Source organism: Bacillus sp. JUb11 (assembly GCF_024807925.1).
GTDB lineage: Bacteria > Bacillota > Bacilli > Bacillales > Bacillaceae > Bacillus > Bacillus altitudinis.
In genome coordinates, this window is record NZ_JANUEZ010000001.1 from 246,321 (window position 1) to 261,935 (window position 15,615).

Annotated in this window: 14 protein-coding genes; 11 read left to right on the top strand and 3 right to left on the bottom strand. The window is 42.2% G+C overall.

The window, feature by feature from the left end:
• Positions 1-24 precede the first annotated feature (24 nt).
• Positions 25-1,170, top strand: a complete 1,146-nt coding sequence (tgt, locus tag M2369_RS01205) for a tRNA guanosine(34) transglycosylase Tgt (RefSeq protein ID WP_249855677.1) — start codon at positions 25-27, stop codon at positions 1,168-1,170.
• A 47-nt stretch (positions 1,171-1,217) separates the two neighbouring features.
• Positions 1,218-1,484 carry a preprotein translocase subunit YajC gene (gene yajC, locus M2369_RS01210; RefSeq protein WP_003216659.1) on the top strand — a complete coding sequence of 89 codons (267 nt, stop codon included), beginning with the start codon at positions 1,218-1,220 and terminating at the stop codon, positions 1,482-1,484.
• A 49-nt stretch (positions 1,485-1,533) separates the two neighbouring features.
• Here yajC and M2369_RS01215 read toward each other — a convergent pair whose 3' ends face one another.
• Positions 1,534-1,911: a TIGR04086 family membrane protein gene (locus M2369_RS01215; protein ID WP_007501492.1), complete on the bottom strand. Its 378-nt coding sequence runs from the start codon at positions 1,909-1,911 to the stop codon at positions 1,534-1,536.
• Positions 1,912-2,076: 165 nt separating this feature from the next.
• Between M2369_RS01215 and M2369_RS01220 the strand changes: the two genes are divergently transcribed.
• Positions 2,077-2,739, top strand: a complete 663-nt coding sequence (locus tag M2369_RS01220) for a DUF421 domain-containing protein (protein ID WP_061419800.1) — start codon at positions 2,077-2,079, stop codon at positions 2,737-2,739.
• Between the two features lies 1 nt (position 2,740).
• Here the strand turns inward: M2369_RS01220 and spoVB are convergent, their stop codons facing one another.
• Entirely contained in the window at positions 2,741-4,291 is a 1,551-nt protein-coding gene (spoVB, locus tag M2369_RS01225) for a stage V sporulation protein B (RefSeq protein ID WP_259253298.1), read from the bottom strand.
• A 116-nt stretch (positions 4,292-4,407) separates the two neighbouring features.
• Here spoVB and M2369_RS01230 point away from each other — a divergent pair, with 116 nt between their 5' ends.
• From M2369_RS01230 to dtd, 8 genes are all read left to right on the top strand, one after another.
• Positions 4,408-4,704, top strand: coding sequence for a post-transcriptional regulator (locus M2369_RS01230; RefSeq protein ID WP_003216788.1), 297 nt, complete (start codon positions 4,408-4,410; stop codon positions 4,702-4,704).
• A gap of 41 nt (positions 4,705-4,745) precedes the next feature.
• Positions 4,746-6,974 (top strand): protein translocase subunit SecDF, encoded by a 2,229-nt coding sequence (gene secDF, locus M2369_RS01235; RefSeq protein ID WP_017358118.1) that lies wholly within the window; start codon positions 4,746-4,748, stop codon positions 6,972-6,974.
• A 198-nt stretch (positions 6,975-7,172) separates the two neighbouring features.
• Entirely contained in the window at positions 7,173-7,661 is a 489-nt protein-coding gene (locus M2369_RS01240) for a cation:proton antiporter regulatory subunit (protein ID WP_259253299.1), read from the top strand.
• Positions 7,662-7,760: 99 nt separating this feature from the next.
• Positions 7,761-8,117: a LapA family protein gene (locus tag M2369_RS01245; protein WP_024718382.1), complete on the top strand. Its 357-nt coding sequence runs from the start codon at positions 7,761-7,763 to the stop codon at positions 8,115-8,117.
• 81 nt (positions 8,118-8,198) lie between these two features.
• Positions 8,199-10,532 (top strand): single-stranded-DNA-specific exonuclease RecJ, encoded by a 2,334-nt coding sequence (gene recJ, locus M2369_RS01250; protein ID WP_259253300.1) that lies wholly within the window; start codon positions 8,199-8,201, stop codon positions 10,530-10,532.
• Positions 10,533-10,555: 23 nt separating this feature from the next.
• Complete coding sequence (locus M2369_RS01255; RefSeq protein ID WP_008342729.1) at positions 10,556-11,068, top strand: adenine phosphoribosyltransferase; 513 nt, start codon at positions 10,556-10,558, stop codon at positions 11,066-11,068.
• Positions 11,069-11,210: 142 nt separating this feature from the next.
• Positions 11,211-13,421: a RelA/SpoT family protein gene (locus tag M2369_RS01260; RefSeq protein WP_008342726.1), complete on the top strand. Its 2,211-nt coding sequence runs from the start codon at positions 11,211-11,213 to the stop codon at positions 13,419-13,421.
• Between the two features lie 18 nt (positions 13,422-13,439).
• On the top strand, positions 13,440-13,883 hold the full coding sequence (gene dtd / locus M2369_RS01265; RefSeq protein WP_008342725.1) for a D-aminoacyl-tRNA deacylase: 444 nt from the start codon (positions 13,440-13,442) through the stop codon (positions 13,881-13,883).
• 97 nt (positions 13,884-13,980) lie between these two features.
• Here the strand turns inward: dtd and M2369_RS01270 are convergent, their stop codons facing one another.
• Positions 13,981-15,561: an N-acetylmuramoyl-L-alanine amidase family protein gene (locus M2369_RS01270; protein ID WP_259253301.1), complete on the bottom strand. Its 1,581-nt coding sequence runs from the start codon at positions 15,559-15,561 to the stop codon at positions 13,981-13,983.
• Between the last annotated feature and the right edge of the window lie 54 nt (positions 15,562-15,615).

A 15,615-nucleotide genomic window follows, 5' to 3' on the forward strand; every position in this document is an offset into this window, starting at 1 on the left:
CAACAAAGACAGGAGGGCTCATTTTTGTCGCAATTACCGATACGTTATGAGTTCATTAAATCATGCAAACAAACAGGTGCACGTCTTGGGCGCGTTCATACACCGCACGGCTCCTTTGAAACACCTGTATTTATGCCAGTTGGTACACTGGCTACAGTGAAAACAATGGCGCCTGAAGAGTTAAAAGCAATGGAAGCAGGCATCATTTTAAGCAATACGTATCATCTATGGCTGCGCCCGGGGCATGACATTGTCAAAGAAGCAGGCGGCCTGCACAAATTTATGAACTGGGATCGAGCGATTCTCACTGATTCAGGCGGTTTCCAAGTGTTTTCTTTAAGTGAATTTAGAAAAATTGAAGAAGAAGGCGTTCACTTCCGTAATCACTTAAATGGAGATAAGTTGTTCCTTTCTCCTGAAAAAGCGATGGAGATTCAAAATGCGCTCGGCTCAGATATTATGATGGCATTTGACGAATGTCCTCCGTACCCAGCAGAGTACGATTATATGAAACGTTCTGTAGAGCGGACAAGCAGATGGGCAGAGCGCTGCTTAACAGCGCACCAGCGTCCAGAGGATCAAGGACTGTTTGGCATTGTACAGGGCGGAGAGTACGAAGAGCTTCGTAAACAAAGTGCAAAAGATCTTGTTTCACTTGATTTCCCAGGCTATGCCATCGGAGGTTTATCTGTTGGTGAACCAAAAGATGTGATGAACCGTGTGTTGGAGTTTACAACGCCATTTTTACCGGATGACAAGCCAAGATACTTAATGGGTGTTGGCTCACCAGATTCATTAATTGACGGTGCGATTCGCGGTGTCGATATGTTTGACTGTGTACTGCCAACGCGAATTGCAAGAAATGGTACGCTCATGACAAGTGAAGGACGCCTTGTTGTGAAAAATGCTAAATATGAGCGTGATTTCAGACCAATCGATGAAAACTGTGACTGCTACACATGTAAAAATTACACACGCGCTTATATTAGACATTTGATCCGTACAAATGAGACGTTCGGAATTCGATTAACAACTTATCATAATCTTCATTTTCTGTTAAAATTAATGGAGCAAGTGAGAGAAGCTATCCGTGAGGATCGTTTAGGTGATTTAAGAGAAGAGTTTTTTGAGCGTTATGGCTTTAACAAACCGAATGCGAAAAACTTTTAACGCATAAACGAAAAGCTTTACAATGCTTTAGAAAGGGGTGAGATAGAATGGATGGTGGTATGGGTTCAATCATTATGATTGTTGTCATGTTTGCTGTGCTTTACTTCTTGTTAATCCGTCCACAGCAAAAGCAACAAAAAGCTGTGCGTCAGATGCAGCAATCTTTATCAAAAGGCGATAAAATCGTCACAATCGGTGGTTTACACGGTGAAATCGACTACATTGATGAATCAAAAGTGGTCATTAAAACAAGCGAAAACAACCGTTTAACTTTCGACCGACGTGCTATTAGAGAATTAGCTGACAAAGGTTAATCCTCCAATACATAGCGATAAAAAAAGAGCGATATCATTCGCTCTTTTTTTATTTGCCCCGAAGATTAACGCCAATCATTCCCCCTAGCATACAAATTCCCAAAAAGGCTGCATGATAGATGAATTGTTCTGGTGAAAAGGTTTCTCCAAACCCTAAATATTGAAATAAAAAAACAGTGAGTGAAAAGATAAAAGAGGTCATGGCGCCAATGAGCCAGCCCCGTTCCTTTGCTTTCCCTCCAGAAATCATTCCTCCTAGAAAAAGTGCCGCAAAGGACAAGATCATGATCATCCATTTAAACGATGATTCCTGCATACTTGTGAAGGTAAGCATCAGTGATACAAGTAAGCTTGTGACAATCATCACGACAAAAATAGCAATTAAGCCAGATAAAATGCCTTTTCCTATTTGTTTCGTTTCCTGCATGTGATTCGTCTCCTCTCCAATTGACCGAAGCTTGTCTTTTACTAAAATGTATTCACGGAGAAGAAAAAATAGACATGTTTCTCGTGATAAAAACCGAGGCTTTCTTTTCTACATAAATAAAGTGTTTTGACACAAGCTATGGTGGAGAAGGAGGGTTTACATCATATGCAGGACATCTTAATTATCTCCATGAGAACAATCATTTTATATTTTCTCATTTGGTTTATCTTTCGTTTAATGGGCAAAAGGGAGATTGGGGAACTGAGTATTTTAGATCTTGTTATTTTTATGATGATCGCTGAAATTGCGGTGCTCGCCATAGAAGAAGTAGAGGATCACATGTTACATACAGTATGGCCGATCCTGCTGTTAACCTTCATTCAAATCACCCTTGCCTATTTGTCACTAAAATTCCAAGGTGTCCGTCGTTTTCTCGACGGTAAGCCGGCCCTGCTCATCATCAACGGAAAAATAGACGAGGGTGCGATGAGAAAACAGCGATACAATTTTGATGATTTGCTGATTCAATTAAGAGAAAATAACATCGATAGTATCCAGGATGTCTCATATGCCATCTTAGAGCCTTCAGGAAAGCTCGCCGTTGTTGAAAAAGAAAACAAGCGCAAACATGCAGCGCTTGAGCTCCCGCTTATTGCAGACGGTGTGGTTCAGCATGATCATCTCAAGCAGATCAACCATGATGAACAGTGGCTGATAAAGGAGCTTGCCAAAAGAGGCTATCATGATATCGAGCAAATCTCTTACTGCAGCTTTAATCAGAAGGATTTTTATATTGATTTGAAAGATGAAATTATAAAGAAAAGGTGAGCTACAGCACCTTCCCAATAAACGGGATGCGGCGCAGCTCTTCTCGTTTCACTAGCCCAAGACAGATTAATAGAATGACATATAGCACGCACGTCAAAAAGATCATCATGACAAGCTCTAAAGGTGCGGAAAAGAGTCCGCTCGCTTGATGTTTCATCCATAAGCTGACCGCCCCAGTGCCGATGATCACGAGGACGCAAAGTCCATATTCTTTTAATGGTAAATGAATAGGCAGCACTTTACCGACAGTTGCCGCATGGAGCAACGTGACAAGAACGATGCCAATGAGGATCGCAAGCGCTGCGCCCATAATGCCAAAGCTTGGCTGTGAAGCAAGAACAAAGATCATGCCTGTTTTCACAACAGCTCCTATCAAACTGTTGGTCATCGCTGCCCCCGCTAAATTTAATGCTTGCAGGACAGCCTGCAGCGGCCCTTGAAAGTAATAGAGCAAAAAGAAGGGCGCCATGAATTTTACATAGACAGCGGCATGAGATGAACCATACATGAAGAGGGTTAAATTTTCTGCATACGCGAAAAGGATAATACATGAAATGCCCCCGCTTAATAAACAAAGGCGCATCGCCTGCTTGAGCCGGTATTCGACCGTTTTGCGTTTGTTCTGTTCCATCCCCTCACTAATCGCTGGAACTAGTGCGGTGGAGAGAGAATACGTGATAAAACTAGGAAGTGTCAAAAGGGTGAGTGCAAGTCCCGTCAATTCTCCATACTGCCTTGTTGCTTCCACAGCTGCATAACCGGCAATCGCAAGGCTTTGTGCGACTACAATCGGTTCTAAAAACCAAGAGATATTGCCGATGAAACGGCTGCCTGTCGTTGGCAGAGCAATACTCATGAGCTGCTTAAACGTGTCCTTTCCATCATGAATTGCCTTAAAAAAACGTTTTCGGATACGGATGGTCTTTTTATAACGAAAGGCAATCAGTAAGTAAGCAAGTGAAATCATTTCGCCGATGACAGATGAAACCATAGCGCCTGCTGCTGCATATTCAATTCCATAAGGCAGGAACGCTGTTGTACATACTGCCACGAGTGAAATTCTTGCGACCTGTTCTAGTACTTGCGACATCGCAAGCGGGCTCATTTGCTGTCTTCCTTGGAAATAGCCCCTTAACACACTAGAGATCGCAATAACGGGTACGACTGGTGTAATGGCAAGCAGAGGATAGACCGTTCTAGGATCTGTCAGCATATTTTCCGCCATAATAGGGGCAAACCATAAAAAGAGCGGCGTGAAAATCAGGCTGAGTGTTCCTGTTATCGCAAGGGACATCACTAGAATGCGTTTTGTTTTCTGTTTGTCACCACGGGCTTCTGCTTCTGCGACTAGCTTACTAATAGCAACAGGAAGTCCGAATTGTGTCAGCGTCACGGCGAGAAAAAAGGTAGGCGCTGCCATCATATAAAGCCCTACGCCTTCTTCACCAATGAACCTTGCAATCACAATTCGATTGACAAAACCCAATATTCTTGTAATAAAACCTGCTAAAATTAAAATAATCGTCCCTTTTAAAAACGTTTGCTTCGTCAAATCACAGATCACCTGCCTTCTCAAACGACATAGAATCATATACAATAAGATATGCGTGTATATCGTCCAAGCATGACAAGTCTCTCGATAAAAAACTGAAAAGGGGGAGCCTCACATTGACACAACATCCGGCTGCTATATACAAAGACCATCTAAAGCCTTTTCTGTTCAGTAAGCTTGAAGAATTCATCGTTTTGGGCTATAAAGATGTAGATTTAGAGGAATTATGGTCATACTTAGAGAATAAGAAGTGGAAGAAAAAACAAGAGTATCCGATTCATGAAATGGTTGCAGATATTTTATCTGTGAAAATTGGCGAATTTATGAACTATGCAACCGTTCAGTCGTTCAAAACGTCTGCTTTTTTGGACAGTGAAGATGGCAAGAATATGCTGGACGAACTGTTGAAATAAGCCATCTAAATGGATTCAGGTGTTTAAGGAGGAAATACATAATGAAAAAAGGGCGCATACTTGCGTTTTTCTTAGTGGTTCTGTTAATCGGAACTGGTGTGGGCTTATTAACGAAGCCTGTTGCGAAAGATATGACGCTAGGGCTGGACTTACAGGGTGGATTTGAGGTTCTGTATGATGTACACCCAGTGAAAAAAGAAGACAAGATCACAAATGGTGTTCTCGTCAGTACAGTAGAGGCTTTAAACCGAAGAGCCAACGTGCTTGGGGTCAGTGAGCCGAACATTTCGATTGAAGGAAACAACCGTATTCGCGTACAGCTTGCGGGTGTAAAAGATCAAAACAGAGCACGGGAGATTCTATCGACTGAAGCACAGCTTTCCTTCAGAGATACGAATGACAAAGAGCTTCTAAACGGATCTGATCTTGTTGAAAATGGTGCAAAACAAACATTCAATCAAACGAATGAGCCGATTGTGACGGTCAAACTAAAGGATGCGAAAAAGTTTGGTGACGTGACTAAAAAAGTAGCGGCGATGGCACCAAACAATCAGCTTGTCATTTGGCTTGATTATCATAAGGGAGATTCCTTCAAAAAAGAAGTCTCTAAATCAAATCATAAGTATGTATCTGCGCCGAATGTAAACCAAGAAATTAACAGCAGTGACGTACAAATCGAAGGAAACTTTACGGTTCAAGAGGCAAAAGACCTTGCGAGCATTTTAAATGCCGGCGCATTGCCAGTAAAATTAACCGAAAAATATTCAACATCTGTGAGTGCACAGTTTGGTGAGCAAGCACTAAACGAAACAGTCTTCGCAGGAATTGTAGGAATAGCATTTATCTTCTTATTCATGCTGTTTTATTACCGATTACCAGGTCTTGTTGCTGTCATTACACTGTCAGCTTATATCTATATCACACTGCAAGTCTTTGACTGGATGGGTGCGGTCATGACACTGCCTGGAATCGCTGCATTGATTCTTGGGGTAGGGATGGCTGTCGATGCCAATATTATTACGTATGAGCGGATTAAAGAAGAGCTCAAGCTTGGTAAATCTGTCCGTTCTGCTTTCAGATCGGGTAACCGCAGATCGTTTGCCACGATCTTTGATGCAAACTTAACAAGTATTATTGCCGGCGGGGTTCTATTCTTCTTTGGAACAAGCTCTGTCAAAGGGTTTGCAACCATGCTTATCCTATCAATTTTGACAAGCTTTATCACGGCTGTCTTCCTATCAAGATTCCTTCTTGGCTTACTTGTAGAAAGCCGTTATCTCGATCGCAGAAAAGGCTGGTTTGGTGTTCGTCAGAAAGACATCATTGATATTCATGAAACAACTGAAAATACTGAACCGAAAACACCATTTGATAAATGGGATTTCGTCAGCAAACGTAAAGGCTTTATGATTTTCTCAGCAGCCATTACCATTGCTGGAATCATTGTGCTGTCGATCTTCAAGCTCAATGCAGGTATTGACTTTGCAAGTGGTACTAGAGTTGATATTCAAAGTGACCATAAACTGTCAACAGAACAGGTGGAGCAAGATTTTAAAAAGCTAGACCTTGAGACAGACAGTGTTGTGTTATCGGGGCAAAAAGAAAATCAAGCAGCAGCTCGATTTGTCGGTGTTCCGAATAAAGAAAAAATTGCTGAAGTGAAAGATTACTTCAAAGATAAATACGGAACGGAGCCTAACGTAAGTACAGTGTCTCCGACAGTCGGAAAAGAGCTTGCGCGTAACGCATTATACGCTGTCATCATTGCTTCGATCGGGATTATCTTATATGTATCCGTCCGATTTGAGTATAAAATGGCGATTGCAGCGATTGTCTCTCTGCTTTACGATGCATTCTTTATCGTTGCCTTCTTTAGTATTACGCGCTTAGAGGTGGATGTCACCTTCATTGCAGCGATACTCACAGTCATTGGGTACTCAATCAATGACACGATTGTCACCTTCGACAGGGTGCGTGAGCAAATGAAGAAACGCAAACCGAAAACGATCGAAGATTTATCGTACATTGTGAATTTAAGTTTACAGCAAACCTTTACGCGTTCTGTGAACACCGTGCTTACCGTACTTGTAGTGGTGATTGCACTTCTCATTTTCGGTTCAGCATCTATTACAAACTTCTCCATCGCCTTACTTGTCGGCCTATTAACAGGGGTGTATTCATCCCTTTATATTGCGGCACAAATTTGGCTGATATGGAAAGGTCGTGAGCTGAAAAAGCCGGCTAAAATCGACACAGAACAAGATATTTAAACAAGAAAGACTGCCAGCTTGGCAGTCTTTTTTTCATGCATCATACTTCATCGTCACAACAATAAGATGATATGTAAAAACATTTCGGGTTTCATTGATCTTGAAATGGTCTTTTGCTATAATGACATACGTTTAGATCAGTATAGAAAGCAAGTGTCCGTTTGGGGCATTTCGCTTTTATTCATTGGAGGGGCTGTTATGAAGGTTCGGGAAACTGAACTGCCAGGTATCGGTCACAAAGCCGAAATGATCACAAGAAATAATGAGAAGCTTGCCATTATCACACATGATGACGGCAGAAGAGAGATGTATTATTTTCAAGAAGATGATCACGAAGAATGTATTTCTGGTATCTTGCTGAGCGATGAAGAAGCAAGACAAATCTCGGCTATTTTAGGCGGCATGGTCTATAAACCTAAAGCGCTTGAGACAGTGGAGGTGGCCATTGATGAACTCATCATTGAATGGTTTAAGATTGAAAAGAACGCACCGGCTGTTAACCAGACGATCGGAGACCTGAGTGTTCGCCAAAACTATCAAGTAACAGTCATCGCCATTGTGAGAAAATCACATGAGAAAATTTTAAATCCAGGACCAGATACGGTGATTGAAGAAGGAGACACCCTTGTCATCTCTGGAGAAAGAAAAGAATTAAAGAGCCTCATTAAAGAAAAACTCAGCAGCTAAACGCCCATGCTGATAGAAAACCTTCCGCCATGTTCTTTCGGTGTTTAAAAAGGACAAGAAAGAGGGAAGAATAAAAGAAAAAGCTTGGGGGATTTGTAGATGAATAAACAACAATGGACCATCATACTCGCATTTATTTTCGTATTAATTGTCTCAGTATTTGCTGTTATTAACGTGCGGCCTGTACAGGTAGACTACTTATTTGGAACGGCTGAATGGCCGCTGATCCTTGTCATTATCGGTTCTGTTCTGATGGGCGGACTCATTGTGGCTTTTGCGGGGATTTTCCAAATTGTGAAACTAAAACGTGAATTAAAAGCATTAAAAGCTGAACGTGCAGCCGCTGTGACTGCCCCTACTGCTTCTCCAAAAAAGGTAGACAAAGACGTTCAAAAGAAAACGAATGTCACACCTTTAAAAGAACAGCCAGCGTCTTTTGACCGGAAGGAAAAATAATCTTCCAGTACAATTTCATAAAATAAAAATTGAAACCCCTCAGTCCACTCTAGTATAATAGTGTGGTTGAGGGGTGAATTTATGTTATTATCCAAAATGCGTTGGGAATATGAACATCCTAGCGAAGAAAAAGTGAAATCACTCTCTGAAAATCTGAATATTTCAGCGCTGACTGCATCACTTCTTGTACAAAGAGGGCTCGAAGAAGTAGAAGAAGCGAGGTCTTTTTTATTTGATCAAAAAGCCGAATTTCATGATCCATTCTTATTAAAAGGAATGAAAGAAGCAGTAGAGCGCATCAACAAAGCGATCGAAGAGCAGGAATCGATTGTGATCTTCGGAGATTATGATGCAGATGGTGTGACAAGTACTTCTGTACTTTTACATACACTTAAAGAACGATCTGCGAAGGTAGACTTTTATATTCCAGATCGATTTAAAGAAGGATATGGGCCAAACGAACAGGCTTTCCGATATATCAAAGAGCAAGGAGCATCGCTTGTCATCACCGTGGATACAGGGATCGCTGCTGTAAATGAAGCACGTATTGCAAAAGAAATAGGATTAGACCTGATCATCACAGATCACCATGAACCAAGCGAGGAACTGCCTGAGGCACTTGCGATTGTACATCCTAAGCAGCCAGGGTGTGAGTATCCGTTTAAAGAGCTGGCGGGTGTCGGTGTGGCGTTTAAAGTGGCACATGCACTCCTCGATAAACTCCCAGTAGAATTATTAGATCTTGCTGCAATCGGTACAATTGCGGATCTTGTCCCGCTGCATGATGAAAATAGATGGATTGCCAAAAAAGGTCTTATGCAGCTTCGACAGTCTAGACGGCCTGGGTTAAAAGCGTTATTAAAAGAAGCAGGCGCCACTCTTGAAGAAGCAAATGAGGAAACGGTCGGCTTTCAAATTGCGCCAAGGCTGAATGCTGTTGGACGAATTGAGCAGGCAGATCCGGCTGTTCATCTTCTCATGACTGAGGATATGGATGAAGCAGAAGAACTCGCTCGTTTTGTACAAGAATTGAACAAAGAACGGCAGAAAATTGTGAGTACGATCACGGAAGAAGCCATTCAAATGGTCGAAGAGACAGGTGCTGACCAGTCTGCTATCGTCGTAGCAAAAGCTGGCTGGAATCCAGGCGTTGTCGGCATTGTTGCCTCAAAATTGACGGATACATTTTCTCGTCCGGCGATTGTGCTTGGAATAGACGAAGAAACGCAGATGGCGAAAGGGTCAGCACGAAGTATTCCTGGCTTTGATTTATTTTTCCATTTGAGCAAGTGCCGTGACATCCTGCCGCATTTCGGTGGACACCCGATGGCAGCAGGAATGACACTTCAAGCGGATGATGTTCCTTTACTTAGGGAAAGATTGAATCAATATGCAAATGAAACGTTGACAGAAGAAGATTTCATTCCAATTCAACGGGTCGATGCAGTATGTAAAGTGGACGAAATGACGGTGCAAGCCATTGAAGAAGTGGGGCTGCTGTCCCCGTTTGGCATGCAGAATCCTAAGCCGTTCATTATGATTGAAGACGCCCAGCTTGAAGACATCCGAACGATCGGGGCCAATCAAAATCACATTAAAATGTCACTAAAAGACGAAGACAAGCTGCTCGACTGTGTCGGTTTTCACCAAGGCAAACTAAAAGAAGAACTTGTCCCAGGGAGTCAAATTTCTGTCGTTGGCGAGGTCTCGATTAATGAATGGAATAACCGAAAGAAACCTCAGCTCATGCTAAAAGACGCTAGAGTCGATGAATGGCAGCTGTTTGATTTACGCGGGAAAAAAGATTGGGAAAAGAAAGTATCAACACTTGATCCCGCAAAAACAATGGTCTTCTGTTTTGACGAAGAAACAAAAAAGCAATCGGAGCTGGTGGATATTCCGATTCACCTTATTGATGCAGAAAATGTATCCACGTTTGATGTGCAGGAAAAGTATGTGATCTTTGCCGATGTTCCTGCAGACGAACACTTGCTCAAGCTGCTTTTAGAAAATCAACAACCAGCAAGAATTTATACGGTGTTTCAGCGGAAAGAAGATCACTTTATGTCCTCATTCCCGAGCCGTGATCAATTCAAATGGTTTTATGGGTTCTTGTTCAAACGGGGAAGTTTTCCTATTAAAGAACAAGGCATGGAGCTTGCCAAACATAGAGGTTGGACAAAAGATACAATCATTTTTATGACAAAGGTGTTTTTTGAACTCGGTTTTGTTAAAATAGAGAATGGTGTGCTGTCAATAGTGCGTGATGCCCCTAAAAAAGATTTAACCGCATCATCGTCTTATACAGCAAAACAACGATTGATGGAACTCGATCAAACACTAACATATTCCTCAGCCAAAGAGCTGAAGGAATGGCTGAATAGCATGATGAGCGAAGTCTCACCTGTGCTTTGACGTACGAGGAGGAAAAGGAAAAGATGGATTTAAAACAATATGTGACAGTTGTACCTGACTACCCAAAGGAAGGTGTACAATTTAAAGATATTACAACGTTAATGGATAAAGGCGAAGTGTACCGTTATGCAACGGATCAAATCGTTGAATACGCGAAGGAAAGAGATATTGATCTCATTGTTGGACCTGAAGCGCGTGGATTCATTATTGGCTGCCCTGTAGCATACGCACTTGGTGTAGGTTTTGCCCCAGTTCGTAAAGAAGGAAAGCTTCCTCGTGAAGTCATCAAAGTCGATTACGGTTTGGAATACGGTAAAGATGTATTAACGATTCATAAAGATGCAATTCGTCCTGGTCAGCGTGTACTGATCACAGATGATTTGCTTGCGACAGGTGGAACGATTGAAGCATCCATCAAGCTGGTTGAGGAATTAGGCGGCGTTGTGGCAGGGATTGCATTTTTAATTGAGCTGACGTATCTTGATGGCAGAAAGAAGCTTGACGGTTACGACATCTTGACGTTAATGCAATACTAATGGAGTTTTACGAAAAAAGCACTCAGTAAGAAGGGTGCTTTTTTCCTATCAAAAATCTTTTAGCGGACTTCTTCTCTTTACATCTATCGAATTTTTCTTGATAATAAACTACAATACAGTTTTCATTTAAAAAGGTGATTCCATGGCGAACGAACAAGTTTTAACGGCGCAGCAGGTCATTGATAAGGCAAGAGAATACCTGTCCGCTGAACATATTCAATTTATAGAGCGTGCATACGAATATGCTGAAAATGCTCACAAGGAGCAATACCGGAAATCCGGTGAGCCCTATATTATCCATCCTATTCAAGTGGCGGGAATTCTTGTTGATCTTGAAATGGACCCTTCGACCATTGCTGGCGGCTTCTTGCATGATGTTGTCGAAGACACGGATGTGACATTAGAAGATTTAAAAGAGCATTTTAACGAAGAAGTAGCCATGCTTGTTGATGGTGTGACAAAGCTCGGAAAGATTAAATATAAATCACAAGAAGAACAACAGGCTGAAAACCATCGTAAAATGTTTGTTGCAATGGCGCAGGATATTCGCGTCATCTTAATTAAGCTGGCAGACCGTCTTCACAATATGAGAACACTCAAACACCTTCCGCAGGAAAAGCAGCGAAGAATTTCAAATGAAACCCTTGAGATCTTTGCACCGCTTGCGCACAGATTAGGGATTTCAAAGATTAAGTGGGAGCTTGAAGATACAGCCCTCCGCTATTTAAATCCGCAGCAATACTACCGGATTGTGAATCTCATGAAGCGCAAACGAGCGGAACGTGAGGAATACTTGGACGAGGTTGTTAATGAAGTAAAAGACCGCGTGTCTGAGGTGAACATTAAGGCTGAATTCTCCGGCAGACCGAAACATATTTATAGTATTTATCGAAAAATGGTCATGCAAAATAAGCAATTTAATGAAATATATGATTTGCTGGCTGTACGTATTTTGGTTGACAGCATTAAAGACTGCTATGCGGTACTTGGTATTATTCATACATGCTGGAAGCCGATGCCAGGCAGATTTAAGGATTATATTGCGATGCCAAAGCCGAACATGTATCAGTCTCTTCATACAACGGTGATTGGTCCAAAAGGGGACCCGCTTGAAGTTCAGATTCGTACAGTGGAAATGCACGAAATTGCGGAATACGGAATTGCCGCACACTGGGCGTATAAAGAAGGCAAAGAGTCAGCAGAATCGACGGAAGAAGCCGTTTTCCAGAAGAAGCTGTCTTGGTTTAGAGAAATCCTTGAATTCCAAAATGAATCCACAGATGCGGAAGAATTTATGGAATCGTTAAAAATTGATCTTTTCTCTGATATGGTGTTTGTATTTACACCAAAAGGAGACGTCATCGAGCTACCGTCTGGTTCCGTACCAATTGATTTCTCATACCGGATTCATTCGGAAATTGGGAATAAAACAATCGGAGCCAAAGTCAACGGTAAAATGGTCACACTTGATCATAAGCTAAAAACAGGTGATATTATTGAAATTCTGACTTCTAAGCATAGCTATGGACCAAGCCAGGATTGGGTCAAACTTGCCCAAACCTCTCAAGCGAAGCACAAGATCAGACAGTTTTTCAAGAAACAGCGCCGTGAAGAAAATGTCGAAAAAGGCCGAGAACTTGTGGAGAAAGAAATCAAAAACCTTGAGTTCGATGTCAAAGACATTTTGACCGCTGAAAATCTGCAAAAAGTGGCCGATAAATTTAATTTCTCAAATGAAGAGGACATGTATGCAGCTGTCGGTTATAACGGAATTACGGCACTCCAAGTGGCGAATCGTTTAACGGAAAAAGAAAGAAAACAAAGAGATCAGGAAGAACAAGAGAAAACCGTTCAAGAAGTGTCTGTAGAGTCAAAACCATATCACGGGAAAAAACGAGAAGCTGGCGTGCGAGTGAAAGGCATTGATAACTTGCTTGTCCGTTTATCTAAGTGTTGTAATCCTGTTCCTGGTGATAGCATTGTTGGCTTTATTACAAAAGGCCGTGGCGTATCTGTTCACCGTGATGACTGTCCGAACGTAAAGACAGGAGAAGCGCAGGAACGGTTAATCCCGGTTGAGTGGGAGCATGAACAGCCTGCTCGAAACCGTAAAGAATACAATGTGGAAATCGAAATATTAGGATATGACAGACGCGGCTTACTTAATGAGGTGCTTCAAGCAGTCAACGAAACCAAAACGAACATCTCATCGGTTTCTGGTAAGTCTGATCGTAACAAAGTGGCGACGATCCATATGGCGATCTTTATCCAAAATATTAACCATTTGCACAAAGTGGTAGAACGCATTAAACAAATCAAAGACATTTACTCTGTTCGCCGATTCATGAATTAGAAAGGAAGTATATCGTCTATGAGGCTTGTTGTTCAGCGTGTGACGAGTGCATCTGTGAAAGTAGAAGAAGAGATCACAGGTGCCATCAATGAAGGCTATATGGTGCTCGTTGGGGTTACACATGAAGACACAGAAGAAGATGTGCATTACTTAGCTGAAAAGCTCGCACACTTGCGTATTTTTGAAGATGAAAACGGGAAAATGAATCATTCTTTGTTAGATGTAAAAGGAAGTGTACTGTCTGTATCTCAATTTACTCTTTATGGTGATACGAGAAAAGGCAGACGGCCGAACTTTATGAAAGCTGCCAAACCGGATGTGGCGAATTCACTTTACGAATGCTTCAATGAAACGCTTAGAGAAAAAGGCATCCATGTTGAAACTGGACGTTTTGGGGCGATGATGGACGTCTCATTGACCAATTCGGGGCCTGTCACCATGTTGATGGACAGCAAAGAATAGAAAGACATTAGACTGTAGATAAACTCTTGCTGAGAGTTTGTTTAGAGTCTTTTTCTTTTGCGATCAAACAAAAAAGAGGCGCAGCGGCCTCTTTTTTCTATCGGAAATATTGTTTTAATCCTTCTGTCATTCCTTCTGTCACTCGTTCTTGGTAAGAGGCGCTATAAATGATCGCTTCTTCTTGAGGATTGCTTAAATAGCCGAGTTCATATAAAAGGGAAGGGCGCTTGTTTTCTCTTAAAACAAAATAATCTCCAAATTTGACTCCTTTATCAGGGATCTGTGATCGTTTTGCGACTTCCGTATGAACGCTTGTCGCCAAACGTTGATCTTTGGATGCTTGATAATAATATGCGGTGCTCCCTCTGATACTTTGGTCCATAAAACTATCATAATGAAGACTAATAAATGCATCTGCATTTCGGTAATGTGAAGTGGCAACCCTCGATTGAAGGCTGATGAATGTATCATCACTTCTTGTTAAATAGACATTTGCTCCAGAAGCTCTTAACTTACCCGCCAGCAAATGAGCGGTTTTGATCGTGATATTCTTTTCAAATGCACCGTCTGCGCCGATCGTGCCGCTGTCTTTTCCGCCATGCCCAGGATCAAGAACAATTGTTTTGCCTTTTAAAGATCCAGTGCCAGACGATGAATCCTGCTGAGGTCTTGGTGCTTCGCTGCTATTTTTCTTTGTTTGAACGACCCAGCTCGCCACGTAGCCTGTTCCGCCGTTTGATAATGTCACCTCGTACCAGTCACCTTGCGTACGAACAATTTGATAAGCAGCTCCTTTTGTTGCTCTTTCTGCAATTCCAGCAGAGGTAGAAGCGCTTTTTCTAATATTCGTTCCATCATAAACGATGTACGCTTTCTGATGAGATGACGAAGAGGATGAATTCTTTTCAGGTGCTGCACTTGTTCCTTGGTTTGAGACAATATAATAACTTGCAACCCAGCCTTTAACGCCTTTTGCTTCGATTTCATACCAGCCATTTTGCTCCCGTAAAATGGTGACTTGAGTGTTGCGGGAAAGTGAAGCGGCCACTTGTGCGTTTGGTGCCGCCGATTTTCGAACATTCAAGCTTGATACGCCAACTGTGCCGGACTGTTTAGAACGAGCGGGCTCAGCTGAACTGGATGAAGAAGCGTTTTGTCCGCCAGAAATATAATCAGAGTGGACCCAGCCTTCCGCTTGTTTGTACGATATTTTTGTCCATTCGCCGCTTGTGTCCAGCTTTTTAGCGGAAGCGCCCTGCGGGAAAGTGCCAATGACTTGATAGGAAGTCCCTGGGCCTGTCCGAATGCGAAGGTCAGAGGCTGTTGACGTAATTGAACTGCTTCCTTGCGTACTTTGACCTTGCGTCTTTTGCTTAGCAGGCTTTTGTGCATCAGATGACTTGGTAATCAGCCATGAGACGACCCAGCCTTTTTGTCCGTTCGATAGACCGATCTGTACCCATTCTCCTTGTTCAGTGAGAATCGGGTAGCTTTCTCCTCGTTTCACAACTGCTGCGACCCCGTAGCTTAAACCAGGTCCGGTTCGCACATTGATTTCATCTGTTGCAACGACAGCTTGATCTGTTTGAGCCGTCGCATGTGTCATTGGCCAAGTGCTGGCAATGAGGACAAAACAGGTGAGCAGCAACATCATGTGATGGTGTGTTTTCAGATTCAAAACGGTGTTTTCCCCTCCCTTGTAAAACCGATGAATGTTAATTCGTTATGTAAT

Excerpts from the sequence above, each read along its gene's own strand:
- yajC (WP_003216659.1), top strand. The coding sequence starts at position 1,218 with ATGGATGGTGGTATGGGTTCAATCATTATGATTGTTGTCATGTTTGCT.
- M2369_RS01215 (WP_007501492.1), bottom strand. The coding sequence starts at position 1,911 with ATGCAGGAAACGAAACAAATAGGAAAAGGCATTTTATCTGGCTTAATT.
- M2369_RS01220 (WP_061419800.1), top strand. The coding sequence starts at position 2,077 with ATGCAGGACATCTTAATTATCTCCATGAGAACAATCATTTTATATTTT.
- secDF (WP_017358118.1), top strand. The coding sequence starts at position 4,746 with ATGAAAAAAGGGCGCATACTTGCGTTTTTCTTAGTGGTTCTGTTAATC.
- M2369_RS01240 (WP_259253299.1), top strand. The coding sequence starts at position 7,173 with ATGAAGGTTCGGGAAACTGAACTGCCAGGTATCGGTCACAAAGCCGAA.
- M2369_RS01245 (WP_024718382.1), top strand. The coding sequence starts at position 7,761 with ATGAATAAACAACAATGGACCATCATACTCGCATTTATTTTCGTATTA.
- recJ (WP_259253300.1), top strand. The coding sequence starts at position 8,199 with ATGTTATTATCCAAAATGCGTTGGGAATATGAACATCCTAGCGAAGAA.
- M2369_RS01255 (WP_008342729.1), top strand. The coding sequence starts at position 10,556 with ATGGATTTAAAACAATATGTGACAGTTGTACCTGACTACCCAAAGGAA.
- M2369_RS01260 (WP_008342726.1), top strand. The coding sequence starts at position 11,211 with ATGGCGAACGAACAAGTTTTAACGGCGCAGCAGGTCATTGATAAGGCA.
- dtd (WP_008342725.1), top strand. The coding sequence starts at position 13,440 with ATGAGGCTTGTTGTTCAGCGTGTGACGAGTGCATCTGTGAAAGTAGAA.